Raw genomic sequence first — 23,788 nt, 5'->3', positions numbered from 1 at the left:
AGGTATCAGGCGCTCAGGCCTGCGAGGGAGTCTTTTGCAGCGGCGGCGACGGCTTCGGCAGTGATGCCGAATTCCTGGAACAACCGCTTGTAGTCTGCCGAGGCACCGAAGTGCTCAAGTGAGACCGAACGTCCGGCGTCACCGACGAATTCGCGCCATCCCAGGGCGAGGCCGGCTTCGACGGAAACGCGTGCCTTCACCTCGGCGGGGAGCACGGACTCACGGTAGGCCTCGTCCTGCTTGTTGAACCATTCCACGCACGGCATGGAAACAACGCGGGTGGCGATGCCTTCAGCCTGGAGCGCTTCGCGGGCCGCGACGGCGAGCTGGACCTCGGAGCCCGTGCCGATCAGGATGACCTGCGCGTCAACGGTTTCGCCGTCCTTGGAAGCCTCAGCCAGGACGTAACCGCCCTTGGCCACACCAGCGGTGGAACCGAAGGTGTCACCTTCTGCGGTGCCTTCGCCGCGGGCGTAGGTGGGGATGTTCTGGCGGGTCAGGACAATACCGGCCGGGTTCTCGTGGTTCTCCAGCATCGTCTTCCACGCTGCCGAGACCTCGTTCGCGTCACCGGGGCGGACGACGTCCAGGCCCGGGATGGCGCGCAGCGAAGCGAGTTGCTCCACGGGCTGGTGGGTGGGACCGTCTTCGCCCAGGCCGATGGAGTCGTGCGTCCACACGTACAGGGACGGCACACCCATCAACGCGCCGAGGCGGATGGCCGGGCGCTGGTAATCCGAGAAGATCAGGAACGTGCCCGAGAACGCACGGGTGCGTCCGTGCAGGGAGATGCCGTTCACGATCGACGCAGCCGCGTGCTCTCGGATACCGAAGTGCAGGACCCGTCCGTACGGATTGCCCTTCCACGCGTCGGTGGAGCGCGAGGTGGGAATGAACGAGGGCGAGCCTTCAATCGTGGTGTTGTTGGACTCGGCGAGGTCGGCGGAACCGCCCCACAGCTCGGGAAGGACCGGGCCGATGGCGTTCAGGACCTTGCCCGATGCTGCACGGGTGGAAACATCCTTGCCGGCTTCGAACACCGGCAGTGCCGCGTCGATGCCCACGGGGAGCTTCTTGGCCTCAACGCGCTCCAACAGGGCAGCAGCGTCCGGGTTGGCTGACTGCCAGGACTCGAACGAGGACTGCCAGGCAGCGCGGGACTCGGCGCCACGGTCCAGGACCTTGCGGGCGTGTGCCAGGACCTCTTCGTCAACATCGAAGGACTTTGCAGGATCGAAACCGAGCACGGTCTTCAGTGCTGCGACTTCCTCGGCACCCAGGGCCGAGCCGTGGATCTTGCCCGTGTTCTGCTTCTTCGGTGCCGGGTAGCCGATGATGGTCCGCAGCGAAATGATGGACGGCTTGTTCGTCTCGGCCTTCGCGGCCAGCAATGCTGTGTAGAGTTCCTGGACGTCCTCGACGTACTCCCCGGTCTTGGTCCAGTCCACACGCTGGGTGTGCCAGCCGTAAGCTTCGTAGCGGCCCAGGACATCTTCCGTGAACGCGACGTCGGTGTCATCTTCAATGGAAATGTGGTTCTCGTCGTAGATCACCACGAGGTTGCCCAGTTCCTGATGGCCGGCCAGCGAGGACGCCTCGGACGTCACGCCTTCCTGCAGGTCGCCGTCGGAAGCGATAACCCAGATCGTGTGGTCAAACGGTGATTCACCGGCGGGAGCATCGGCGTCGAACAATCCACGCTGGCGGCGCTGGGAGTAAGCGAAACCAACAGCCGAAGCCAAGCCCTGGCCCAACGGGCCGGTAGTGATCTCCACACCAGCGGTGTGCTTGTACTCGGGGTGGCCAGGGGTTAGCGAACCCCAGGTACGCAGTGCCTCAAGGTCCTTCAATTCCAGTCCATAACCGGACAGGAACAGCTGGATGTAAAGAGTCAGTGACGTGTGACCGGGGGACAGGACGAACCGGTCACGCCCAATCCAATCAGGGTTCTTCGGGTCATGGCGCATCAGCTTCTGGAACAGCAGGTACGCTGCCGGCGCCAAGCTCATAGCCGTGCCGGGGTGGCCATTTCCAACCTTCTCCACAGCGTCAGCAGCCAACACGCGAACGGTGTCAACAGCCTTCCGGTCCAGATCGGTCCATGACAGTTCTTGCTCTTCCAAATGTGGCACGAAAACCGAGCCCCTCTCTGTGCTGACGGCAGGCGTAGGACACGGCACGCAGGAAGCACAGGATGGCGCCCGCTGCAATGTGTCTACCAGCCGTTCACCATTGAAACGTTGATCCTTCATCCAGACGCACGGCTCCTCCGAGAATACGGTTTCCCGGATTGTCAACGTGTGCTGATCTGCTCAACAGCTTAGCCCCAAACGTGTCCTGAGACTCAGGGAATCCCACTAACTGGACAGAAATTCCCTTATATGAATCACGATGGCGCCGCCACGGAGTGAACTTTCCGAAACATTGGCGTATTTTGCGGACATGGACGCACTTCCAGCCACGGTATGATATCTGGAGGCCACCAGCGGTTCATGCGCCTGCGGTTCCATCTCGGAAACCCGGACTGCAGCCGCTGCGAGAACCCCAGAGCATAGAACAGAGTGACTGCCGCCGTGAGCACAACTGATACGCCCCTCAACGCGTCCCCGGCCCGGGGAAGCATCGGAATGTCCCGTAAATTAAAGGCGTATCTGGCTCTCACCAAGCCCCGTGTCATCGAGCTGCTCCTGGTCAGCACCCTCCCCACCATGATCTTTGCCCAGCGCGGCTTCCCATCCATCGGGTTGATTCTGGCGACTCTCGTGGGGGGTGCCTTCGCTGCAGGCAGCGCCGGCGTGTTCAACTGCTACATCGACCGGGACATCGACAAATTGATGCACCGCACTGAGAAGCGGCCGCTGGTTACTGGCGAAGTATCGCCACGGGAGGCTTTGGTTTTTGCCTGGATTCTCGGCGCCGCGTCGATTGCCATCCTGTGGTTCGGCGCGAATCCGTTGTCCGCATGGCTTGGCTTGGGTGCCATCGTTTTCTACGTGGTCATCTACACCATGATCCTGAAGCGCCGCACCGCACAGAACATCGTTTGGGGCGGGGCAGCCGGCTGCTTCCCGGTGCTCATCGCCTGGGCCGCGGTCACCAACACCGTTGAGTGGCCTGCCATTGTGCTGTTCATGGTTATCTTCCTATGGACGCCCCCGCACTACTGGCCGCTGTCCATGCGCTACGGCGAGGACTACCGCAACGCCAAGGTGCCCATGCTCGGAGCAATTGCAGGGGCCAAAGTTGTGTCCGTCCAGGTGGTCCTTTACGCCTGGGCAATGGTTGCCTGCTCGCTCCTGATGATTCCCGTTGGCGGCGCCGGCTGGGTCTATACAATTGCCGCTGTCGCTGCTGGGGCCTGGTTCCTGTACGAGAGCCACGCCCTCTACAAGCGAGCCCAGGGTGGCGACGTCTCCAATAAGGGCGCCATGAAGGTCTTCCACGGCTCCATCAGCTACCTGACGCTACTCTTCATCGCGCTGGCAGTAGACCCGTTCATCGGCTCACCGATCATCGGCGGCTAACCTCCGCGGCCGCTTCCACCAATAAGGCACGACCACAAATAAGGCACGACCACAAATAAGGCGCGACCACAAATAAGGCGCGACGCCGCATCCCACCCCGGGTACCGGCGTCGTGCCTTTCGTTTCCCCTCGATGCTCTGTCACATCCCACCGGGCTTTCGGCGGATGCTCGCGCACAACCCGCTGCGTTTTCACTGATGCTCGCTCACATCCCACTGACCTGGTCGGGGGTGTTCGTTTGACCGTGGATGCCAGCACGGATGCTATGACCGCTTCCTTCGAAGCAGATGAAGAATGCGTAAAAGGGCCAGCAAAGGGAGCCGCTGGCCAGATAGCCCCGCCCAATCCCCGCGCCGCTGTCGTGGTAAGGCGCGAACTACCTCCAGGCGTGCTGGGAGTCGCATAGAGTCCGGACACGGTTGGCCCGTTTGCGGTCAAATGCCTTTGTCGTCCGAAAGTGATCGAGCAACCGACCTAAGCCGTGGGGATGTGAGCGAGCAACCGACCTAAGCCGTCGGGATGTGATCGAGCAACCGCCCTGAATCGTCGGGATGTGATCGAGCAACCGCCCTGAATCGTCGGGATGTGATCGAGCAACCGACCTAAGCCGTCGGGATGTGAGAGGGGGCTACTTGGCGGGGCTGTACTTGGCGATATCAGCCGCGTTGGTCGATGCGCTCATTAGCAGGGCTGCGCCAAGCATGTGTGCGCCCACGAGAAGCGCAGGAATTCCGTTGTAGTACTGGGTGAACCCGATAACGGCTTGGAGCAACGTCACGGCGAGCAGCAGGAATGAAGCGGTCCGGAACGGGCCGCCAATCTTGTGCCGGACCACAAGGTATACAGCCAATAGTGTCCCGGCTGTGATCAGGTAGGCGGGCACGGCGTGAATGTGTGAGAAAAGGTCCCAGTCCAGATCATTGCGCGGCGCGTCTGCGTCGCCTGCGTGCGGACCGGCGCCTGTGACTACTACGCCGAGCATGACTGCTATTGCCGAGAAAACGGCGACGGCCAGCATAACGGGGCGGGCAACGGAAGGCAGTGCAGGCAGTACCTGCTTCATGAATCGGCCGGTGCGGCCGAAGGCACGGTTCACGAGCAGAGTCGCGAAGACAACCAAGGCCATGGATACCAGGAAGTGCAGGCCCACAACCCAGGGGTTGAGGTTGGAAAGAACCGTGATTCCGCCGATGATGGCCTGAGCAGGGATGCTCGCGAGCAGGCCAAGGGCGAGCATGAAGAGGTCGCGACGTTCCTTGCGGAGATTCCACAAGTAGACCAGCATGAGTGCAGCAACCGCCGCCAACGCGAACGTGAGCATACGGTTTCCGAACTCGATAAAACCGTGAATGCCCATTTCAGGCGTGTTGACGAGGGAGTTATCGGTGCATCGCGGCCACGTGGGGCAACCAAGGCCCGACGCCGTAAGGCGAACTGCGCCACCGGTCACCACGAGCACTGTCTGTCCGATCAGGGAGAGGACCGATAGCCGTTGGATAGTGCGATTTACCTCCGTTGGCAGCTTGGCGGTGAATCGCTGGACGGATTTAGGGAGGCGTGATGCCGTGCTCACAGTTTGCTCAACTCTCAGTTCTGCTTGTTGTCAGTTCCACTTGAACCAGCGAATGGCTGCGGCGCCGGCCAGCAATGTCCACAGCAGGAGGACCAGGACGGCGGGGAAGGGCACAATGCCCAGCAGGAATGCATCCCGCAATGCCTGGCCGAGGGCGCCAGAGGGCAGGAAATGCACGATGCCCTGGGCTACGGCAGGAAGCCTTTCTGCCGGGACAACTATCCCGCCCAGCGCTCCGAGAAGGATCCACAGAAGATTGGTGATGGCCAGGGTAGCTTCAGGCCGAACCGTTCCCGCAACGAGGAGTCCCAGCGCAGTGAACGATGCCGCACCAAGGACAAGGATCCCAAGGCCCGGAAGCCATGCTTCGGGCCGGGGCTGCCAGCCCAGGAGTCCGGCGACTACCCCGACCACCAGCACTTGAAGGAAGAGGACGACGAGCACAGCGAGTATCTTGCCGGCGATCAGGCCACCACGTCCCAGGGGGGTGGTTGAGAGGAAGCGGAGAACGCCGTAACGCCGGTCAAATCCCGTGGCAATGCCCTGGCCAGTAAAAGCGGTGGACATTGCGCACAGGGCGAGGATTCCCGGCGTGGCCACGTCGACACGAGAGCCTCCGAGCCCATCGAGGAGCGGAGTAACAGTCAGCCCGGCCAAAGCAAGCAGAGGCAGGACGACTGCAAGAATCAGTTGCTCACCGTTCCGCAGCATTGTGATGGTCTCGTAGCGGCCTTGCTGCAGAATACGGCGAGGCAAGGAAGCGGGGCCGGCGTTGGGGGACAGTAGCTTGCTCATCGGAGGTCCCTTCCGGAAATGTCCAGGAAAACGTCCTCGAGGCTCCGCGCCTCGAGTCTGAGTGACGCCGGCATGATGTTCCGTGCGGCCCACCAGGCGGTCAGGGCGGCAAGGTCGTCGGGCCCCAGTGCGCCGGTGATCGAGTAGCTGCCAGCCCGGGTTTCCAGGACCTGCAGACCTGCGCCAAGGACGTCTTTGAACTCGAGTCCCGGCGGCGCATCGAAGAAGAGGGTCCGGTCAGTGATTGCGGTGTCGGTGGAATGATCGTGCCGCAGAAGGTCGGCGACCGTTCCCTCGGCGACGTTGTGTCCGCCGTCGATGATGTAGACGTAGTCAGCCAAGCGCTCGGCGTCATCCATCAGGTGCGTCGTGAGGATGATGCCCATGCCGGCGTCGCGCAGTTCGGCAATAAGGTCGAAAACCACCTGCCGCGAATGCGGATCCAGTCCAGCGCTGGGTTCGTCGAGGAAGAGGACCTCCGGGTTGCCAATCAATGCGGCAGCCAAGGCCACCCGTTGCTTTTGGCCACCTGATAAGCGCCGCACACTGGTGCGGCTGAATTGGGCGATGCCAAGACGCTCTACGAGGGCGTCGACGTCCATCGGATTGCGGTACATGCCGGCAACATGACGCAACAAAGGGATTGGACGGGCCGACGGCGGGAGGCCGCCATCCTGAAGCATGACACCTACCAGGGACCTTAGGTTTGCGCCCGCAGTATCCGGGTCTGCGCCCAGGAGGGAGATTGTTCCCCCGGTACGTTTCTGCAGGCCCTGGGCACATTCCAAGGTGGTGGTCTTGCCAGCACCGTTAGCCCCGAGAAGGGCCGTAATCTGGCCCCGCCCGGCCGTCATGGACAGCCCACTGACAACCCGGAGCATTTTGCCGTCAAGGGAGGCCAGGGGGCCTACATCCTTTATGAGTCCGTCTATAGTGAGGACAGGGGAATCGGTGGATCGCACCAGAGTATTCTACGGGAAGTAGTACGGTCGCATTTGGCGGGTGGCTAAGGTCAGTCTTGCCTTACTGGATGCATGAAACAAATTACGACATGATTGTGTTGTGTATTCCATGACGAGTCCAATCTCCATGCCATCAAGGCGGCATGCCGCAGCGGCAGAGGCCTTCGCGCCTTCGTCGGCGCTGCCGGACGCGGAAGACCGCACCAGGGACCGCGTCCTGAGCGCAGTGTTGGAAAACGGCCCCGTAAGTGCCGCCGAACTGGGCGACCTCCTTGGTTTCACGCCCGCAGCGGTCCGCCGCCACCTGGATCACCTTGAGCGAAATGGCGTAATTGAAGTCAAGCGCGTCGCCAAGGCGGGAGCCGGGGCGGGACGCCCTGCGCGCCGCTATGTCCTGAGTTCGCAAGGGCAATCCAAGCTTGGCGACGACTACTTGAACATCGCCAGCTCCGCGCTCCGCCGACTCCAGGAGATCGCCGGCGAGGATGCAGTCCGTGAATATGCTGAAGAGCGCTTCTCTGAAATGGAGCGCCGCTATGCGCCGGAAGTTGCGGCCGCCGGGCAGGATATCGCGGCCCGCTCCTTGGCCTTGTCCAAGGCCCTCAGCCGGGACGGCTATGTTGCCTCTGCCCATTCCATTGAGGCCAAAGCCCCACTGCCAGCAGAATTTTCCAGTGTCCAGCTGTGCCAGGGACATTGCCCCATCCAGCAGCTCGCAGCAGAGTTTCCTGTTTTCTGTGACAGCGAAACCAAAGTCTTTTCCCGCTTGGTGGGCGTCGATGTCCGGCGTCTTTCAACCCTGGCGCAAGGCGGGCACGTCTGCACCACCCACATACCTACCGGGCGACCAGCTGCCACGGTGCATCACAGCATCGCAGAGCAGTCCGGGAACCCGTACCAGGAATCAAACAACCAGCAAGAAAGGCCGTGATGACGGACCAACTAGCAGAGAAAGCGGTAGCTGACGGCACTGTGATCTCGGAGATTCTGGAGAAGAATCCCGAACTGCACGGTATCGGAAACTACGAGTACGGCTGGGCCGACAAGAACGACGTAGGCGCGAATGCCCGTCGTGGCCTCGACGAGGAGGTTGTCCGCGACATCTCCTCGAAGAAGAACGAGCCCGAATGGATGCTCGATCTGCGCCTCAAGGGCCTGAAGTACTTCGACCGTAAGCCCATGCCTACGTGGGGCGCAGACCTCTCGGGCATCGACTTCGACAACATCAAGTACTTCGTGCGTTCCACTGAGAAGCAGGCGGCAACGTGGGAAGACCTGCCGGAAGACATCCGGAACACCTACGAAAAGCTCGGCATCCCGGAAGCTGAGCGCAGCCGGCTCGTTTCAGGCGTCGCAGCCCAGTACGAATCCGAAGTTGTCTACCACCAGATCCGCGAGGACCTCGAAGCCCAGGGCGTTATCTTCCTGGACACGGACACCGCCCTGCGCGAACACCCGGAGATCTTCCAGGAGTACTTCGGCACCATCATCCCCGTGGGCGACAACAAGTTCGCCTCCCTGAACACGGCAGTATGGTCCGGTGGATCGTTCGTGTACGTGCCCAAGGGCGTGCACGTCGACATCCCGCTCCAGGCATACTTCCGTATCAACACGGAGAACATGGGCCAGTTCGAGCGCACTCTGATCATCGCCGATGAGGACTCCTACGTTCACTACATCGAAGGTTGCACGGCTCCGATCTACACCTCGGACTCCCTGCACTCCGCCGTTGTGGAGATCATCGTGAAGAAGGGCGCCCGCGTCCGCTACACGACCATCCAGAACTGGTCCAACAACGTGTACAACCTCGTCACCAAGCGTGCCATCTGCGAAGAGGGCGCCACCATGGAATGGATCGATGGCAACATCGGCTCCAAGGTGACCATGAAGTACCCGGCCGTTTACCTGGTAGGCGAGCACGCCAAGGGTGAAACCCTCTCCATCGCTTTTGCGGGCGAGGGCCAACACCAGGACACGGGCTCCAAGATGGTGCACATCGCACCGAACACCAAGAGCTCCATCATTTCCAAGTCCGTGGCCCGCGGCGGTGGCCGCGCGGCTTACCGCGGCTTGGTCCAGGTCCGCGAAGGTGCAAAGCACTCGGCCAACACGGTCCGTTGCGATGCCCTTCTGGTGGATACCATTTCCCGCTCGGACACGTACCCGTACATCGACATCCGCGAGGACGACGTCGTCATGGGTCACGAGGCCACCGTTTCCCGCGTCAGCGAAGAGCAACTCTTCTATCTGATGTCCCGCGGCATGCCTGAGGACGAGGCCATGGCCATGATCGTGCGCGGCTTCATTGAGCCGATCGCCCGTGAACTGCCCATGGAATATGCCCTTGAGCTGAACCGCTTGATTGAACTGCAGATGGAAGGGTCCGTCGGTTAACAATGACTGATATCACTACTGAAAAGGCGCGCATCGGCGCGCCCTCGGCCCAGCCGTTTATCAACGGCTTCACCGAGGAAGGCGAAAACCTTTCGCCTCTAAACTCCGGAACAAACGCCAGCACGACGTCGGAGCAGCCTGCTGCTGGTCCGCTCGGTGGCGCATCGGTAAAGAGCCACTCGCATGGTGGCGGCGTCGGTATCCCGGACAGCTCCCGCGCCGGCCGCCTCACGTCTTACAAGCTGGAGGACTTCAAGCCGCTGACCGGCCTTGAAGAAGACTGGCGTTTCACACCGCTGAAGCGCTTGCGCGGTCTCCACACCGAGGTCCTTGACGGTGCAGCTCCGGCTGTCAGTGTGACCGCACCGGCCGGCGTCGTCGTCGAGACCGTTGGCCGCGACGACAAGCGCATCGGCCAGGCCGGCATCCCGGAGGACCGCGTGTCCGCAAACGGCTGGGAGAACTTTGCCGAGGCTACCGTTGTAACGGTTCCGGCTGAGCTGCAGGCCGAGAGCGAAGTTTCCGTCCTGGTGACCGGCTCCGGCGACGCTCCGTCCGCGCAGCACATCGTGATTGTGGCAGAGCGATTCTCCAAGGCCGTCGTGGTCCTGGACCACCAGGGCACCGCTGTTGTTTCCGAGAACGTTGAAATTATCGTCGAAGATGGCGCTGAGCTGACTGTCGTGTCCCTGCAGGAATGGGCAGACGACGCCGTTCACGCATCGGCGCAGCAGGCCAGGATCGGCCGCGACGCGAAGTTCAAGCACATTGTGGTCAGCCTCGGCGGTGACGTCGTGCGCGTTACGCCGTCCACCCGCTTCACCGCTCCTGGTGCCGACGTCGAAATGTTCGGCCTGTACTTCGCCGATGCCGGTCAGCACCTTGAGCAGCGCCTGTTTGTTGACCACGCAGTGGCCAACTGCAAGTCGCGCGTGCTGTACAAGGGTGCGCTGCAGGGCCGCAATGCCCACACTGTGTGGGTGGGCGACGTCCTGATCCGTAAGGAAGCAGAAGGCACCGACACCTATGAGGCCAACCGCAACCTGGTCCTGACGGACGGCGCGCGTGCGGACTCTGTGCCGAACCTGGAAATCGAGACGGGACTCATCGAGGGTGCCGGCCACGCCAGCGCCACCGGCCGTTTCGACGACGAGCACCTCTTCTACCTCATGGCACGCGGCATCCCGGAAAAGGTTGCCCGCCGCCTGGTGGTTCGAGGCTTCCTCAACGAGATCATCCAGCAGATCAACGTCCCGGCAATCGAAGAACGCCTGACCGCTGCTGTTGAGCGCGAACTCGCCGCGACCGACAACTAGCAGACCAGGCAGGACAACGATGAGTGAACAAACCAAAGGCGAACTGGTATGCAACGCCAATGACATCCAGGTCAAGCAGGCGCTGCGCGTCCTGATCGATGACTACCCCGTAGCCATCGTGAGGGACTCGATGGGTGAGATCCATGCCATCGGCGATACCTGCTCGCACGCGGACATCTCGTTGTCCGAAGGCGAGATTGAAGGCTGTGCGATTGAGTGCTGGGGCCACGGTTCCCAATTCGACCTCCGCAGCGGACAGCCTCTCCAGCTGCCTGCCTACGACCCCGTTCCCGTTTTCGCCGTCACCATCGATGGTGACGACGTCTACGTGGACGTGACCAACGTTGTGAACGGTGCTTCGGTAGACAACTACTGAGCGCCCAGTATCACCAGACTTACGAACGGAAAAGAAAGAAGAGCATGTCTACTCTTGAGATCAAGGACCTGCACGTCAGCATCGAGACGGAGCAGGGCACCAAGGAGATCCTGAAGGGCGTCAGCCTCACCATCAAGACCGGTGAAACGCACGCCATCATGGGCCCCAACGGCTCGGGCAAGTCCACCCTCGCTTCCACCATTGCCGGCCACCCCCGCTACACGGTGACCAGCGGCACCATCACTCTCGATGGCGAAAACGTCCTCGAAATGAGCGTTGACGAGCGCGCCCGTGCAGGCGTCTTCCTCGCCATGCAGTACCCGGTAGAGGTTCCCGGCGTCACCATGACGAACTTCCTGCGTACCGCCAAGACGGCCATCGACGGCGAAGCACCCGCCCTTCGCACGTGGACCAAGGATGTCAAGGCTGCCATGCAGCAGCTGCGTATCGACGCCGACTTCGCACAGCGCAACGTCAACGAAGGCTTCTCCGGTGGCGAGAAGAAGCGCGTCGAGATCCTTCAGCTCGAGCTCTTCAAGCCGAAGTTCGCCGTTCTGGATGAGACCGACTCAGGCCTGGACGTCGACGCCCTCAAGGTAGTTTCCGAAGGCGTCAACCGCGCACATGCAGAGGGAAACATGGGCACGTTGCTCATCACCCACTACACCCGCATCCTGCGCTACATCAAGCCGGACTTCGTCCACGTCTTCGTCGACGGCAAGGTTGTTGAAGAGGGCGGCCCCGAGCTGGCCGACCGTCTTGAAGAAGAGGGCTACGACCGCTACGCCGCAGGCGCAGGCGTTGCCGTTGCTCCTGCCGTACAGGGCTAGTTAGGATCGTTCCATGACCGAAATCAACGCGGCGCGCACCAGCCTCGAGGACGTCGAGGAAGCGCTCAAGGACGTCATTGACCCGGAGCTCGGTGTCAACGTCGTGGACTTGGGCCTCCTCTATGGCCTGAAGTACTCGGATGAGGACGGCGCACTCCTGATCGACATGACACTGACAACGGCGGCTTGCCCGCTCACGGACGTGCTGGAAGAGCAGGTAGGCAAGTCCCTCGACGGCGTAGTGGATGAATGGCGCTTGAACTGGGTATGGATGCCGCCATGGGGTCCCGAACGGATCACTGACGACGGCAAGGACCAGATGCGGGCCCTGGGCTTCAACATCTGATCAGCAGGTTTCGCCCTCCAGGGGCAAAGAAATGGTTCCGGACCTTAGGTCCGGAACCATTTCTGCGTTTACCGGGCGACGTTAAACGCGGTCAGGGCGCTGCCACACCAAAGGTGTCGCATTTATTGATATCGCCCGTGGAATAGCCCTGGTAGAACCACTTCTGCCGCTGTTCACTGGAGCCATGGGTCCAGGATTCCGGTGAGACCCGTCCGGTTGCGGCTTCCTGGATGCGGTCATCGCCGACGGCGGACGCAGCGGACAGCGCGTCCTGCAGGTCCTGCTCGGTGATGGGGTCAAGGAACGGCTTGCCCGTTGCCGGGTCTTTCTGGGTGCTTGCGTGGCGAACCCAGAGTCCCGCATAGCAGTCTGCCTGCAATTCGACACGGACTGCACCGGACTGCGGCCCTTGGGGATCCTGTTGTGCCCGGTCCAGATTGCCCAGGATGTTCTGGATGTGGTGGCCGAATTCATGGGCCACCACGTACTCCTGCGCCAGTGGTCCCCCTGATGAACCAAAACGGGTCACGAGCTCATCGAAGAACCCGGGGTCGAAGTATGCCTTGGTGTCCACCGGACAATAGAAGGGTCCTACAGCAGTGGTGGCAGGGCCACATCCTGTTTGGGTTCCTTGGTCGAAGATGACCGTTCCGGGCCGGGAGTACTGCACGTTGTACTGGGCCAGGTATTCGGGCCAGAAGGCATTAAGGCTGTTAACAGTGCCTGTGATTCGGCAGTCGAGTCGTTTGTCCGCGTCAGCGCCAGTCTGGCACTCCTGCACACCGCCGCTCCCGCCATCGACGGCGGGCGGCTGGGTTCCGCCGCCCGTAAGGTCACCAAGGATGTTGGGGTTGATTCCGAAGAGGGCCAGAAGCAGCACGACGATGCCACCACCAATCCCGCCACCTATTTTCGTCCCGCGGCCCATGCCTCCGCCGCGTCGGTCTTCTACTTGGGATGGGTCAAGCTGCGCACCGTCATTGAAACTCATACAGTCAGAATAGACGTCACCATTGGTGCCGGAGGGCGAACACTGCCGTAAAATTGCGGGGATGCCTTTCCTGGACAAAATTCAGCTCTGGGCCGATGAGCGTCCCCACGACACCGCCGTCGTTGTGGGCCGCAACCGGCTCAACTGGGCCGAGCTCCGCGACGCCGCGGCGGGCCTGCTTGGCCGTGCGATGGCCACCACTGTGCTTGCCGAACCCAACTCCACTGACTTCGTCGCGAAGTTCACGGCGGCGGTGGCGGGGGAGCGCCGTTGTGCGGTGCTGGACCCACAGTGGCCGGCAGCAATGGTAGAAGAGGTGACCTCACGAATCGCCGACTCTACCGTCTCATCCCACCTTGAACTTACTGACGGTGACCTTTCCACCACCTTCCTGATTGGGCTCACTTCCGGCACCACTTCAGTGCCCAAGGCGTTCACGCGGTCCCGCCGTTCGTGGCAGGTTTCGTTCGAGGCGTCGATCGAGTTCTTTGGGCTCTCGCAGGAAGACCGGACCCTGGCGGCAGGTCCACTCTCCTCCAGCTTGAACCTCTACGCCCTGTCTGAGTGCCTGTACGCGGGCTCTGCATTCCACACGCTGGAGTCCTTCGACGTCGGCGACGCCCACGCTTCGATCAGCCATGACAACATCACAAGACTGGTTCTTACGCCCACCATGCTTCGTTTGCTGAGCGAACGGGGCCTGGCGGGAGACGTGGATGCTTCCGGAATCCGCAGCATCATCTGCGCGGGTTCCAAGCTCGATGGCCGTACGTTGGAAGCGGCGCGCCGCTGGGCCCCGCATGCTGCCATCTTTGAGTATTACGGAGCCTCGGAATTGAGCTTCGTCTCCGGCACACGCTTGGCTGCGGGAGAACCCCTTGACGTCGGGGGTACGGGGATTGGCCGGCCTTTTCCTGGTGTGGAATTGCGAATCCTGGACGACAATGGCCAGAACCTCCCGGACGGGGAGCACGGCAACATCAGCGTTCGCAGTGGAATGGTCAGCAACGGCTACCTTTGGGGAGACGACGGCCAGGCCCTCCGCTGCTTGGACGGCTGGTACACCGTGGGGGACCAAGGGTATCTCGCCGACGGGACCCTGCACATCCTGGGACGTCGTTCGGACATGATCATCACCGCGGGAAAGAACGTGTACCCGCACGAGGTGGAGCTTGCCCTCGCCTCCGTTCCAGGCATCGAAGTTGCGGTGGCGGCCGGCGCTCCGGATGACATCCGGGGTCAAAGGGTGATTGCCGGCGTCGTTCCGGCCTATGGCGCAGTCACGGCGACCCAGCTCCGCACGGGCCTTGACGGCCTGCTCGCGCGGGACAAGTGGCCGCTGCAGTACTACGTCCTGTCCGAGTTACCCATTACGGATCGCGGAAAGGTCAGCCGGATGGTGCTACTCGACTGGATCAAAAACCATGATGCCCGGGCGCGTCCCCTTGGGTAGCGGCTCTTCCATGCCGGAAGTGGACGAGTCCCGCCAGCCTGTCATCATCGCGGCTCTGCGGACTCCGATCTGCCGTGCAAACGGGCAGCTGAGGCATCTCCGGGCGCCGGACCTCCTGGCGCCGGTCATCCGTTCCCTCATTGAGTCGGCATGCATTGACCCGGCCGGTGTGAACGACGTCATCATGGGCAATGCTGTTGGTGGCGGTGGAAACGTAGCGCGATTCGCCGCATTGCAGGCCGGCCTGCCCATCTCAGTGCCCGGGCTCACGGTTGATCGGCAGTGCGGTTCCGGCCTGGATGCTATTGCACTTGCCGCGCGTCTGGTTGGCGCCGGTGGAGATCCGCTGTATCTGGCTGGCGGGGTGGAAAGCATCAGTACCGCTCCAGCGCGCGCCCACAGGACCGACGACGGCGGCCTGGACTTTTATTCGCGGGCCACCTTTGTGCCACCCGGGTTTGGTGACCCCGACATGGGTGTAGCCGCGGAAAATGTGGCCCGCACGTTTGGTATCAGCCGTGAGCGGCAGGATGAGTACGCACTCCGCAGCCATCGTCGGGCTCTTGGGGCTGCTGCAGCGGGCAAGCTCGCGCGCGAAATCGTGCCGCTTGAAAATGCCGGGACGATCGTCGACGCCGACGACGGCCCCAAGCGTTCGTTGCGCGCTTCGCTGATGTCACGGTTCCCGGCAGTTTTCGTCCCCGACGGAACTGTCACGGCAGCTAACTCATGTTTCGACGCCGACGCGGCTGCCGCCGTCGTTATTACTTCCCTGAAGCGTGCCCGGGAGATGGGCGCGGTTGACGGCTTGCTGGTTTTGGGTTGTGAGACAACGGGAGTGCATCCGGAGTTGCTCGGCATCGGGGCGGCGCACGCCGCGGAACGGTTGTTGGCGCAGCACGGTGTGGCTGCCACGGACGTAGAGCTCATCGAATTCAACGAAGCTTTTGCCTCCCAGAGCATCGCTTGCCTTGATCATCTGGGCATCGATCCTGGGAAAGCCAATGCAGAGGGCGGAGCGCTGGCGCTCGGCCACGGCTACGGTGCTTCGGGGGCTGTCTTGGTGACGCGCCTGCTCACCCAGGCTCGAAACCTATCCGAAAACTCTGGTGGCGCACCGCTGGGTTTGGCGATGATCAGCATTGCCGGGGGAATGGGCACGGCAGCACTCCTGCGCTACGCCCGGCTCTGACCCAACTGCGTCGCATTAGAGCGCGTTTAGAGCCGTCAAAACGCGCTCAGCTGCGACCTAGTTGGGCACGTCCGGTTCCCCGAGTCCCCGGGCGGCCAAGGCGTCGCCGGTTTGGCGCGCATAAGCGACCGTCGTGATAAAGACCGGGAGTATGAGTGCCCTCGGGTTGCGTTCAAGTCCACGGGCGCGGGCCGCATCCCTGACGTCCGAAAACGCTCCTGCAATGAAGGGGATACTCCTGAGCATCACGGCGATAGTGAGCGCGAAACGCTCAGGATCGGCACCGAAGCGCTGGAAGGGTTTGGCCAGGGAGACAACGCCGTCCAAGAGGTCCTGGACGGGTGTGGTGGCAGTCAGGACTGAGGCTGCGACGACGCACACCAGGACATTCAGGACGATGCGCGCAGCCGTGGGGGCACCCAATTGCCACCATTGAAACAATCCAATCACCACGAGGACGGGCGTAACCGTCCATATGGCCCGCGTCAGGCGGCGCAAACCGGCCCCGCTGAGCAAGAACAAGCCGCACATCATGGCGAAGACCAACAGCGAGACTTGCCAGTCGACAATCAGGAACGACGCGGTCCCGCACGCTGCAACCACCAGGAACTTCAGCCACAACGGGATTCGGTGGATGAGCGAGTTGCCCGGCACATAGTTTGCGATCAGGAAGCCGTGGCCCCTCATGACTGGCCTCTCCCCGGACGTTCGCCAAGGCCGGGAACCTCGTCGAGCGCAGTTGCGCACAGCTCCCGGTACCGGGCGACACCTTCGGCGGCATCGCCGTCGAATACTATCCGCCCCGACTCCACTACCAGCACGCGGTCCATCTCCAGGGCGAGGTCGAGGTCGTGGGTGGACATGACGACTTGCTGTTCCAGGCCCGTCAGGGTGCGCCGGAGTAGCTCGCGATTACGCAGGTCAAGGAGGGTGGATGGCTCGTCAAGGACCAGCACCTTGGGATTGACGGCGATGACTGCCGCCAAGGCGAGCAGCTGACGCTCCCCGCCGGAGAGCTCATAGATGCTCTGGTCTGCCAGGGGCAGCAGGCCAAACCTGTCAAGAACTGCTTCCGCGTGTGCGGCTCGTTCGCGGGTGTTCTTAATGGAGCGCCGCAGGGAGAGTTCAACGTCTTCACGGCCGGTAGGCATCACCAGTTGCGACAAAGGATCAGTGAAGACGAATCCGACGTTGGCACGAACCCTACGCACAGCTTTGACTGTGTCATCGCCGTGGACTTCAACGGTTCCCTCGCTTGGCTCCACCAATCCGTTCAACAGCCGCAACAGCGTGGACTTTCCGGAACCGTTGGCTCCGATGACGCCGATTCGCCGCTCTGTAAGGCTCAAGGAAACATCCTCCAGCAGGGTCTTGGACGTGCTGCTGCCGTCAATGGCTACACGAACCGAGACCCTGCTGAAGCTGATGGAGTTCATAGAGATATTGTTTCCGACTTTGCGTGACGCAGGCTATTTGACCCTGCGGACCAGGACATCCGGGAAGGCCTTGTGAATAGCCACGGCAATGATCACGGCGAGGACGTTTTTGAGGATGTCCCCGGGGTAGAACGCAAGATCAGCAATGAAGGCTTTGGTGAAGTCCAGTTTGCCGTTGACCATCATGCCCAGAACGCCCAGGCCGTGTATGAGGACGATGCTGCTGACCATCGCGGCAGCAAACAGGAGCAGGGAACGGTTCCTTACCGTCTTGCGGATAACCAAAGCCGCCAGATAGCCGGTGGCCGCCGCCGCAAGGGGGAAGGCAATGATGTACCCTGCCGAAGCTGTAGCGAGGATGCCCAGTCCGCTGCGCCCCCCGCTGAAGATCGGCAACCCGGCCAGGCCAAGGAGGACATAGAGTCCGACGGCGGCGAATCCCCGCCCGGGGCCAAGCACCAGGCCACTAAGCATCACAGTGAGGGTTACCAAAGTGATCGGCACGCCAAGGGCGCCAACCGGAATGCCGGGAACGATCGCGGACGCGGCCACCAAGGCTGCGAAGACGGCAATGAGGCCGAGGTCTGTGGCGGTCCATCGCTTACGCGAGGAGTTGCGCTCCACGGAGGCGGAGGTGGTTTGGCTCATGACGGGTCCTATCAGGAAATGCTGTGGGTGCGAGGTCGAAGTTTTATTCCCCCAATAGTGAGGATACGGAGCTTGGAAAGGCTCATTTTTGGAGCCTCTCAACAAGTGGGGGTAAAAATTCTGTGTGGGATGGCACAACGTGCCGCCCGGGCGACGTGAGGTCCGGGGGAGGGCGGGGTGCCGGTAGACTTGGACAGGCTGTTCTCACGGCCGTCCCCGCCGCTACTACCGGGCCAACCGGTCAAGCAGGCGTTCCCCATTGAAAGGCATCACCCGAATTGATTACCGTCCAGGAACTCGAACTCCGCGCCGGCGCACGCCTGCTCATGGACAAGGTCAACTTCAGGGTGGACAAAGGCGACAAGATCGGCCTTGTTGGACGCAATGGCGCGGGCAAGACCACTTTGACCCGCGTCCTCGCCGGCGAAGGCCTTCCGGCAGGCGGCAAAGTGACCCGCAGCGGTGAGATCGGCTATCTGCCCCAGGATCCCCGCACCCCGGACATGGAGCAGCTCGCCCGTGATCGCATCCTTTCTGCACGTGGCTTGGACGTGGTGGTGGGGAAGCTGAAGAAGGCGCAGGCCGAGATGGCCAGCGAGGACGAAGCTGTACAGCGCAAGGCCATGAACCGCTACGATCGCCTGGAATCTGAGTTCCTGGCTGGCGGCGGATACGCCGCTGAAGCTGAGGCGGCCGCGATCTCCTCCAACCTTGCGCTCCCGGAACGCATCCTTAACCAGCCGCTGAAGACCCTCTCCGGTGGCCAGCGCCGTCGCGTGGAACTCGCGCGCATTCTTTATTCCTCGGCAGAAACCTTGCTCCTGGACGAACCCACCAACCACCTTGACGCCGACTCCATCACCTGGCTGCGCGACTTCCTCAAGGACCACCAGGGTGGGTTGATCGTGATCAGCCACGATGTTGAATTGTTGGAGGCCACAGTCAACAAGGTCTACCACCTTGATGCCAACAGGGCCCAGATCGACTACTACAACATGGGTTGGAAGCGCTATCTCCAGCAGCGCGAAACGGATGAAAGGGCCCGCAAGCGCGAACGGGCCAATGCGGAAAAGAAGGCCCAGGTCCTTATCGACCAAGCCAACAAGATGCGCGCAAAGGCAACGAAAGCCGTCGCAGCGCAGAACATGGCAAAGCGTGCAGAACGTCTCCTTGGCGGTTTGGAAGCCGTTCGTGAAAACGATCGCGTCGCCGCACTGCGCTTCCCGGACCCGTCACCCTGCGGCAAGACCCCACTGACCGCCGAAGGGCTCAGCAAGTCCTACGGCTCCCTGGAGATTTTCACTGACGTGGACTTGGCGATCGACCGCGGCTCCAAGGTGGTCATCCTTGGCCTCAACGGTGCGGGCAAGACCACCCTCCTGCGAATGCTCGCAGGCGTTGACAAGCCGGACACCGGCGACATCATCCCGGGACACGGATTGAAGGTGGGCTACTACGCCCAGGAGCACGAAACCCTGGACCACGATCGCACAGTCCTTGAGAACATGCGTTCCTCCGCACCGGACATGAAGGACGTCGAAGTTCGCGGCATTCTGGGGTCATTCCTGTTCTCAGGTGACGACGTCGAGAAGCCGGCCGGTGTTCTGTCCGGTGGCGAGAAGACCCGGCTCGCCCTCGCAACCATCGTTGCATCCAGCGCCAACGTGTTGCTCCTGGACGAGCCCACCAACAACCTGGACCCAGCCAGCCGTGCGGAAATCCTCGGTGCACTGAAAAACTACAGTGGCGCTGTCGTCATGGTCAGCCACGATGAAGGCGCCGTCTCGGCCCTGAATCCAGAACGCGTGGTGCTGCTCCCGGACGGTGTTGAAGATCACTGGAACGAGGACTACCTGGACCTGATCACGCTGGCGTAGGGGCTGTTCTCTTCTGCATCCGATGCGCGCCGTGGTTGCGTTCGCTACGCGGCGCGCCGGATTTGCCGCGTGCTCGCTCGTTCCTCGCTTAGACGCACGCTACGCACTTCAACCGCGTCGCGCCGCTCGGGGGCCCGTCACGATTACGGCGGTTAGCGGACTTGTAGTGGCTCCGCGTGAGTGATGTGAGCCAACTCCCCGTAGGTGATGGAGAACATTGAATTGTGGTCTCCGGCGCCGGCCCATAGGACGGGGTGTTGCTTCAGCGAGATATCCAGAATGGTGCGGATGTGGTTGGGGTGACCGACAGGGGCGACGCCTCCCACTTCCTGGCCGGTGTGTTTGAGCACGAAATCAGGCTTCGCCCGGCGGATCTTTCCGGTGCCCAGTAGTTTGGCTACCAGTGTTGTATCTACTCTCGCGGCTCCGCTGGCGAGGATCAGCAAGGGTTTGCCGTCGAGTTCGAAAATCAGGCTGTTGGTGATGGCCGCAACCTCGCATCCAAGGACCGAGGCGGCCGCTGCAGCGGTGGGCACTTTGTCCTCGAAGATCCGGACGGTGTCCTCGGCGCCTGCCGCCGTGAGGGCCGACTTCACGTTGAGCACCGGGTCCGGAATCGCTTCAGTAACCTTGGGCATCCAGGATTGCGTCTTCCTCTTCTTCCGACGTGGGGCGCTTATTCTTTCGGCTTGTAGGCACACGACGCTTGGACGGCCCACTGACGGCAATAACTTCGTCCTCGCCGTCTTCGTCCTCTTCCGCGTCGATGGCAGCGTTACGCGCCTGCTGCCGGGCTGCGTAACCAAAGCCAATGAACATCAGGACGCCGAAGGCAAACCACTGAAGGGAGTAGGAGAGGTGCGTGCCCTCTTCCGTGGCTGGTTTGGGGAAGGGCGTCGGCATGGGCTGGACCGCGGGATCCTCGCTTGCCAGCTGCCCATAGGCGCCCGTCGCTATGGGGTAGGGGAGTTCGCTTGCAAAGCTGGCAAGGTCAATGGATGGCAGCTGTCCATCCACCGCACCGCGGTCCAGCTTCGGTTCCGTTGGCTTGAGGCGGGCAACCACGGTCACCTCACCCACGGGAGGTGCCGGAACGACGTCGGGACGGCCAGGTGTGTTGTTGCCAATTGGCAACCAGCCGCGGTCGATAACCACCGCTTCGCCGGTGCTCAGGCGGAAAGGAACCACGACGTCGTAACCTGGCTGCCCATTCAACGGACGGTTTCGCACAACGCGCTGGCCGTTCAGGTCGTAGCTACCGCGCAGCTCTACCTGGGTCCATTCCCGCTCGGGGTCCATGGTATGGAACTGGTCCTTGATGTTAGCGAAAGGGACCGGTGTCGCTGAGTAATTGCTCACTACGCGGTTGATCTCAGCCAGCGTCTCTGCCCGCCGATCCATTTGCCAACGGCCGAGGAACACGCATGCTGTGGCGAAGATAACGGCCAGAACAAAATAGCCCAGCCACTTGCTGGAGAAAAGGAAACGATACATTCAGCGGGCCTCGCCAACGGCAGCGGCATCTGCCTCGAAAGGGACGGTCTCTTTCCAAAGGCCCCGGGTCTGGAGGTAGTCCTCAAGCCAATCGCGGTGCTCGTTGCACGAAAGCCAAACTTTCCGCCGCTCAGGAGTGTGGATCCGCGGGTTGTTCCACAGGAGTTGCCAGGCTGCGCCCTCCCGGCATCCCTTACGGGAGCAGAGAGCGGGGCCAGTGGCGCGGTCAGGCTCCTGGCTGCCCAAACCGGCGCCGCCCAGGTTAAAGATGTTCATGAAGCCGCCCGTTCGTTGCCGGCATCGCCGGCCTTGGGTGTATGAGTCTCGTCAGGCTCTGTTCCCTGACCTGGTGGCTCGTCGTCTACCACTTCGCCTTTCAGCACCGTGACGTTGTCTGTCGATTCGTCTTCGGTGGAGTTCGAAGAGCCCTCGATTTCCGCTGATGCCACGTAGTCCAGCAGGGAATCGCTGTGGTCCTCGGCCTTATCGCTGCCATTAGCTATGACAACGGCAATCCAAGGGAGGAACACTGCGCCCGCCACGGCGATTATTTTCAACCAGCCGTCCACCACGAAGATCAGGATGATGCAGACCATGCGAATACCCATAGCCACTGCGTACTTGATCATGCGCTCCCGCATGTCCTCCGAGTGGGCAGCTGCGGCATCGGTGATGCTGTGGACTTCGGGGTCGCCGGAGAAAGCGTCCGGTTCCCCGGGCACCTGCTGCAGGGGACTGTTTTCTCGTGTCACAGCTGAATCATCACGCTCCAAAGGCTTCTCTCAATTCTCTCACCAAGGCGGTAGGCGCCCAAACCGCGGGACAGGCCGGTTACCCGCGGGTTGGAGCAGGTGCCCGATAAGATCGAGGCAGGAAATCCCCTCTTCACCGCAGCACACCCATGCCGCAGAACCTGGAGCGAAAGTATGTCTGAAACAGTATCCACCGGCCGTAGCGTCCTCATTACCGGCGGCAACAGGGGCATCGGCCTGGCCATTGCCGAGTCCTTCCTCGCAAACGGTGACAAGGTGGCAGTGACCTATCGAAGCGAAACAGAACTGCCTGAGGGCATCCTGGGAGTCAAAGCCGACGTCACTGACGAAGCCTCGATTGATGCCGCTTTCAAGACAGTAGAGGAAGCGCACGGCCCGGTGGAGGTTTTGGTTGCCAACGCGGGCATCACTAAAGACACACTGCTCCTGCGCATGAGCGAGGACGACTTCACGTCTGTGCTGGACACAAACCTCACCGGTGCGTTCCGCGTCATAAAGCGTGCTTCCAAGGGCATGATCCGGCTCCGCAAGGGCCGCGTGGTCCTCATCTCATCCGTGTCCGGCCTGTATGGAGCTCCGGGTCAGATCAACTACTCCGCATCGAAGGCGGGCATGGTGGGCATCGCACGCTCACTGACCCGCGAACTGGGCAGCCGGGGGATCACGGCCAACGTGGTAGCTCCCGGATTCATCAACACGGACATGACGGCAGAACTGCCCGAGGAAACCCAGAAGTCGTATCTGGCAAACGTGCCCGCAGGTCGTTTCGCCGAGGCTGCCGAGGTAGCCAATGTTGTGCGTTGGGTAGCCAGCGATGAAGCCGCCTACATTTCAGGCGCTGTAATTCCCGTTGACGGCGGTCTCGGGATGGGCCACTAAAGCGGCACGCACTGAGGCTATCAGCCAGTTTTTGTCGTCACCCGACAAAGGGGTTCGTTCCCACCACTGGCATGATGGAACCCGGACCCGCATATTTTTAGACGAAGTGAACAAAAGGAGCACGAATGGGAATGCTGGATAACAAGACCGCGATCGTCACGGGATCTTCCCGCGGCATCGGTGCTGAAGTCGCCAAGATCCTCGCGGGTGAGGGCGCCGCCGTCGTCGTCAACTACCGTCAGAAGGCACCGCGGGCCAACAAGGTAGTTGCTGAAATCGAGGCAGCCGGCGGCCGCGCTGCGGCCGTCGGTGCAGACCTCACCACCGACGAAGGCGTGCACACTCTTGCCAGCACCGCCATGGAGCAGTTCGGTTCGCTGGACGTCCTGGTACTGAATGCTTCCGGTGGCATGGAATCCGGAATGGAGGAGGGTTACGCCCTCAAGCTCAACCGCGACGCCCAGGTCAACATGCTCAATGCGGCTGTTCCCCTCATGCGCGAAGGCTCGCGCGTCGTCTTCGTGACCAGCCACCAGGCGCATTTCGTGGAGACCGTTCCCACCATGCCTGAATACGAGCCCGTGGCAAAGAGCAAGCGGGCCGGCGAGGACGCATTGCGCGCACTCCTGCCCAACCTTGCTGACAAAGGGATCTCGCTGGTGGTTGTTTCCGGCGACATGATCGAGGGCACCGTCACGGCCACCTTGCTTGACCGCTCCAACCCGGGCGCCATCGAGGCCCGCCGTGCAGAAGCGGGCAAGTTGTATTCTGTTGAAGAATTTGCGGCAGAGGTCGCCAAGATGGTGACGGCCGACGTCGAAACCGGCCACACCGAATACGTGGGCGGAGCAGCACCCACGAGGCCGCGCTGGAACTGGCAGGAGCGTTGCAGCACCCCATCACCCGGGATTACCTGATGGCGGACATCA

Annotated in this window: 24 protein-coding genes; 12 read left to right on the top strand and 12 right to left on the bottom strand. The window is 61.8% G+C overall.

Going from position 1 to position 23,788, the window contains the following annotated elements:
- Positions 1-5: 5 nt before the first annotated feature.
- The gene (gene tkt / locus ACFX4T_RS20760; RefSeq protein WP_377653892.1) at positions 6-2,123 is read right to left on the bottom strand and encodes a transketolase; all 2,118 of its coding nucleotides are present in this window, start codon (positions 2,121-2,123) and stop codon (positions 6-8) included.
- A gap of 438 nt (positions 2,124-2,561) precedes the next feature.
- Between tkt and ACFX4T_RS20755 the strand changes: the two genes are divergently transcribed.
- Positions 2,562-3,524: a heme o synthase gene (locus tag ACFX4T_RS20755; RefSeq protein WP_223946059.1), complete on the top strand. Its 963-nt coding sequence runs from the start codon at positions 2,562-2,564 to the stop codon at positions 3,522-3,524.
- Positions 3,525-4,152: 628 nt separating this feature from the next.
- On the opposite strand, the gene ACFX4T_RS20750 is transcribed toward ACFX4T_RS20755, so the two are convergent.
- From ACFX4T_RS20750 to ACFX4T_RS20740, 3 genes are read right to left on the bottom strand one after another with little or no spacing between them, the layout of a single operon-like run.
- Positions 4,153-5,097, bottom strand: coding sequence for a heme A synthase (locus ACFX4T_RS20750; RefSeq protein WP_377653820.1), 945 nt, complete (start codon positions 5,095-5,097; stop codon positions 4,153-4,155).
- A 30-nt stretch (positions 5,098-5,127) separates the two neighbouring features.
- Positions 5,128-5,892 carry an ABC transporter permease gene (locus ACFX4T_RS20745; protein WP_216925777.1) on the bottom strand — a complete coding sequence of 255 codons (765 nt, stop codon included), beginning with the start codon at positions 5,890-5,892 and terminating at the stop codon, positions 5,128-5,130.
- Complete coding sequence (locus ACFX4T_RS20740) at positions 5,889-6,854, bottom strand: ABC transporter ATP-binding protein (protein WP_377653817.1); 966 nt, start codon at positions 6,852-6,854, stop codon at positions 5,889-5,891. Before ACFX4T_RS20740 ends, ACFX4T_RS20745 begins: the two co-directional genes overlap by 4 nt.
- A 109-nt stretch (positions 6,855-6,963) precedes the next feature.
- Here ACFX4T_RS20740 and ACFX4T_RS20735 point away from each other — a divergent pair, with 109 nt between their 5' ends.
- The 6 genes from ACFX4T_RS20735 to ACFX4T_RS20710 are packed head-to-tail and all read left to right on the top strand — an operon-like array spanning position 6,964 to position 12,116.
- Positions 6,964-7,785 (top strand): helix-turn-helix transcriptional regulator, encoded by an 822-nt coding sequence (locus ACFX4T_RS20735; protein ID WP_377653815.1) that lies wholly within the window; start codon positions 6,964-6,966, stop codon positions 7,783-7,785.
- Positions 7,785-9,248, top strand: coding sequence for a Fe-S cluster assembly protein SufB (sufB, locus tag ACFX4T_RS20730; protein ID WP_223932865.1), 1,464 nt, complete (start codon positions 7,785-7,787; stop codon positions 9,246-9,248). The genes ACFX4T_RS20735 and sufB overlap by 1 nt, the downstream gene beginning before the upstream one ends.
- Positions 9,249-9,250: 2 nt before the next feature.
- Positions 9,251-10,564, top strand: coding sequence for a Fe-S cluster assembly protein SufD (gene sufD, locus ACFX4T_RS20725; RefSeq protein WP_377653813.1), 1,314 nt, complete (start codon positions 9,251-9,253; stop codon positions 10,562-10,564).
- Between the two features lie 19 nt (positions 10,565-10,583).
- A complete protein-coding gene (locus ACFX4T_RS20720) occupies positions 10,584-10,940 on the top strand; it encodes a non-heme iron oxygenase ferredoxin subunit (RefSeq protein ID WP_377653811.1) in 357 nt (118 codons plus the stop codon).
- Positions 10,941-10,984: 44 nt separating this feature from the next.
- Complete coding sequence (sufC, locus tag ACFX4T_RS20715; RefSeq protein ID WP_216925771.1) at positions 10,985-11,770, top strand: Fe-S cluster assembly ATPase SufC; 786 nt, start codon at positions 10,985-10,987, stop codon at positions 11,768-11,770.
- A gap of 13 nt (positions 11,771-11,783) precedes the next feature.
- Positions 11,784-12,116: a metal-sulfur cluster assembly factor gene (locus ACFX4T_RS20710; RefSeq protein WP_216925770.1), complete on the top strand. Its 333-nt coding sequence runs from the start codon at positions 11,784-11,786 to the stop codon at positions 12,114-12,116.
- Between the two features lie 91 nt (positions 12,117-12,207).
- Here ACFX4T_RS20710 and ACFX4T_RS20705 read toward each other — a convergent pair whose 3' ends face one another.
- Positions 12,208-13,107 (bottom strand): neutral zinc metallopeptidase, encoded by a 900-nt coding sequence (locus tag ACFX4T_RS20705; protein ID WP_377653809.1) that lies wholly within the window; start codon positions 13,105-13,107, stop codon positions 12,208-12,210.
- Between the two features lie 61 nt (positions 13,108-13,168).
- On the opposite strand from ACFX4T_RS20705, the gene ACFX4T_RS20700 reads away from it, so the two are divergent.
- Both ACFX4T_RS20700 and ACFX4T_RS20695 read left to right on the top strand, forming a co-directional pair.
- The gene (locus ACFX4T_RS20700) at positions 13,169-14,560 is read left to right on the top strand and encodes a class I adenylate-forming enzyme family protein (protein ID WP_377653807.1); all 1,392 of its coding nucleotides are present in this window, start codon (positions 13,169-13,171) and stop codon (positions 14,558-14,560) included.
- On the top strand, positions 14,532-15,752 hold the full coding sequence (locus ACFX4T_RS20695) for a thiolase family protein (protein ID WP_216925766.1): 1,221 nt from the start codon (positions 14,532-14,534) through the stop codon (positions 15,750-15,752). Before ACFX4T_RS20700 ends, ACFX4T_RS20695 begins: the two co-directional genes overlap by 29 nt.
- A 57-nt stretch (positions 15,753-15,809) precedes the next feature.
- Here ACFX4T_RS20695 and ACFX4T_RS20690 read toward each other — a convergent pair whose 3' ends face one another.
- The 3 genes from ACFX4T_RS20690 to ACFX4T_RS20680 are packed head-to-tail and all read right to left on the bottom strand — an operon-like array spanning position 15,810 to position 17,836.
- A complete protein-coding gene (locus tag ACFX4T_RS20690) occupies positions 15,810-16,439 on the bottom strand; it encodes an energy-coupling factor transporter transmembrane protein EcfT (protein WP_216925765.1) in 630 nt (209 codons plus the stop codon).
- Positions 16,436-17,188, bottom strand: coding sequence for an energy-coupling factor ABC transporter ATP-binding protein (locus tag ACFX4T_RS20685; RefSeq protein WP_216925764.1), 753 nt, complete (start codon positions 17,186-17,188; stop codon positions 16,436-16,438). The genes ACFX4T_RS20690 and ACFX4T_RS20685 overlap by 4 nt, the downstream gene beginning before the upstream one ends.
- Positions 17,189-17,221: 33 nt before the next feature.
- A complete protein-coding gene (locus ACFX4T_RS20680; protein ID WP_216925763.1) occupies positions 17,222-17,836 on the bottom strand; it encodes a biotin transporter BioY in 615 nt (204 codons plus the stop codon).
- Positions 17,837-18,114: 278 nt separating this feature from the next.
- On the opposite strand from ACFX4T_RS20680, the gene ACFX4T_RS20675 reads away from it, so the two are divergent.
- Positions 18,115-19,713 carry an ABC-F family ATP-binding cassette domain-containing protein gene (locus tag ACFX4T_RS20675; protein WP_377653805.1) on the top strand — a complete coding sequence of 533 codons (1,599 nt, stop codon included), beginning with the start codon at positions 18,115-18,117 and terminating at the stop codon, positions 19,711-19,713.
- A 152-nt stretch (positions 19,714-19,865) separates the two neighbouring features.
- On the opposite strand, the gene ACFX4T_RS20670 is transcribed toward ACFX4T_RS20675, so the two are convergent.
- Genes ACFX4T_RS20670 through ACFX4T_RS20655 form a run of 4 tightly spaced genes read right to left on the bottom strand, consistent with a single transcriptional unit; the run spans position 19,866 to position 21,980 of the window.
- Complete coding sequence (locus ACFX4T_RS20670; RefSeq protein WP_216925761.1) at positions 19,866-20,351, bottom strand: YbaK/EbsC family protein; 486 nt, start codon at positions 20,349-20,351, stop codon at positions 19,866-19,868.
- On the bottom strand, positions 20,335-21,207 hold the full coding sequence (locus tag ACFX4T_RS20665; RefSeq protein ID WP_223946044.1) for an SURF1 family protein: 873 nt from the start codon (positions 21,205-21,207) through the stop codon (positions 20,335-20,337). The genes ACFX4T_RS20670 and ACFX4T_RS20665 overlap by 17 nt, the downstream gene beginning before the upstream one ends.
- Positions 21,208-21,483 (bottom strand): hypothetical protein, encoded by a 276-nt coding sequence (locus tag ACFX4T_RS20660; protein ID WP_216925759.1) that lies wholly within the window; start codon positions 21,481-21,483, stop codon positions 21,208-21,210.
- Positions 21,480-21,980 carry a DUF3099 domain-containing protein gene (locus ACFX4T_RS20655; RefSeq protein ID WP_223946042.1) on the bottom strand — a complete coding sequence of 167 codons (501 nt, stop codon included), beginning with the start codon at positions 21,978-21,980 and terminating at the stop codon, positions 21,480-21,482. Before ACFX4T_RS20655 ends, ACFX4T_RS20660 begins: the two co-directional genes overlap by 4 nt.
- A 153-nt stretch (positions 21,981-22,133) precedes the next feature.
- Here ACFX4T_RS20655 and ACFX4T_RS20650 point away from each other — a divergent pair, with 153 nt between their 5' ends.
- Entirely contained in the window at positions 22,134-22,859 is a 726-nt protein-coding gene (locus tag ACFX4T_RS20650) for a beta-ketoacyl-ACP reductase (protein WP_223946041.1), read from the top strand.
- A 125-nt stretch (positions 22,860-22,984) separates the two neighbouring features.
- Positions 22,985-23,776: an SDR family oxidoreductase gene (locus ACFX4T_RS20645; protein WP_377653802.1), complete on the top strand. Its 792-nt coding sequence runs from the start codon at positions 22,985-22,987 to the stop codon at positions 23,774-23,776.
- Positions 23,777-23,788 lie beyond the last annotated feature (12 nt).

It is taken from the genome of Paenarthrobacter sp. YIM B13468 (assembly GCF_042788025.1).
GTDB lineage: Bacteria > Actinomycetota > Actinomycetes > Actinomycetales > Micrococcaceae > Arthrobacter > Arthrobacter aromaticivorans.
This window is presented reverse-complemented; position numbering and strand designations above follow the sequence as displayed.

Excerpts from the sequence above, each read along its gene's own strand:
- ACFX4T_RS20745 (WP_216925777.1), bottom strand. The coding sequence starts at position 5,892 with ATGAGCAAGCTACTGTCCCCCAACGCCGGCCCCGCTTCCTTGCCTCGC.
- ACFX4T_RS20735 (WP_377653815.1), top strand. The coding sequence starts at position 6,964 with ATGACGAGTCCAATCTCCATGCCATCAAGGCGGCATGCCGCAGCGGCA.
- sufB (WP_223932865.1), top strand. The coding sequence starts at position 7,785 with ATGACGGACCAACTAGCAGAGAAAGCGGTAGCTGACGGCACTGTGATC.
- sufD (WP_377653813.1), top strand. The coding sequence starts at position 9,251 with ATGACTGATATCACTACTGAAAAGGCGCGCATCGGCGCGCCCTCGGCC.
- ACFX4T_RS20720 (WP_377653811.1), top strand. The coding sequence starts at position 10,584 with ATGAGTGAACAAACCAAAGGCGAACTGGTATGCAACGCCAATGACATC.
- sufC (WP_216925771.1), top strand. The coding sequence starts at position 10,985 with ATGTCTACTCTTGAGATCAAGGACCTGCACGTCAGCATCGAGACGGAG.
- ACFX4T_RS20710 (WP_216925770.1), top strand. The coding sequence starts at position 11,784 with ATGACCGAAATCAACGCGGCGCGCACCAGCCTCGAGGACGTCGAGGAA.
- ACFX4T_RS20705 (WP_377653809.1), bottom strand. The coding sequence starts at position 13,107 with ATGAGTTTCAATGACGGTGCGCAGCTTGACCCATCCCAAGTAGAAGAC.
- ACFX4T_RS20700 (WP_377653807.1), top strand. The coding sequence starts at position 13,169 with ATGCCTTTCCTGGACAAAATTCAGCTCTGGGCCGATGAGCGTCCCCAC.
- ACFX4T_RS20695 (WP_216925766.1), top strand. The coding sequence starts at position 14,532 with ATGATGCCCGGGCGCGTCCCCTTGGGTAGCGGCTCTTCCATGCCGGAA.
- ACFX4T_RS20690 (WP_216925765.1), bottom strand. The coding sequence starts at position 16,439 with ATGAGGGGCCACGGCTTCCTGATCGCAAACTATGTGCCGGGCAACTCG.
- ACFX4T_RS20685 (WP_216925764.1), bottom strand. The coding sequence starts at position 17,188 with ATGAACTCCATCAGCTTCAGCAGGGTCTCGGTTCGTGTAGCCATTGAC.
- ACFX4T_RS20680 (WP_216925763.1), bottom strand. The coding sequence starts at position 17,836 with ATGAGCCAAACCACCTCCGCCTCCGTGGAGCGCAACTCCTCGCGTAAG.
- ACFX4T_RS20670 (WP_216925761.1), bottom strand. The coding sequence starts at position 20,351 with ATGCCCAAGGTTACTGAAGCGATTCCGGACCCGGTGCTCAACGTGAAG.
- ACFX4T_RS20665 (WP_223946044.1), bottom strand. The coding sequence starts at position 21,207 with ATGTATCGTTTCCTTTTCTCCAGCAAGTGGCTGGGCTATTTTGTTCTG.
- ACFX4T_RS20660 (WP_216925759.1), bottom strand. The coding sequence starts at position 21,483 with ATGAACATCTTTAACCTGGGCGGCGCCGGTTTGGGCAGCCAGGAGCCT.
- ACFX4T_RS20650 (WP_223946041.1), top strand. The coding sequence starts at position 22,134 with ATGTCTGAAACAGTATCCACCGGCCGTAGCGTCCTCATTACCGGCGGC.
- ACFX4T_RS20645 (WP_377653802.1), top strand. The coding sequence starts at position 22,985 with ATGGGAATGCTGGATAACAAGACCGCGATCGTCACGGGATCTTCCCGC.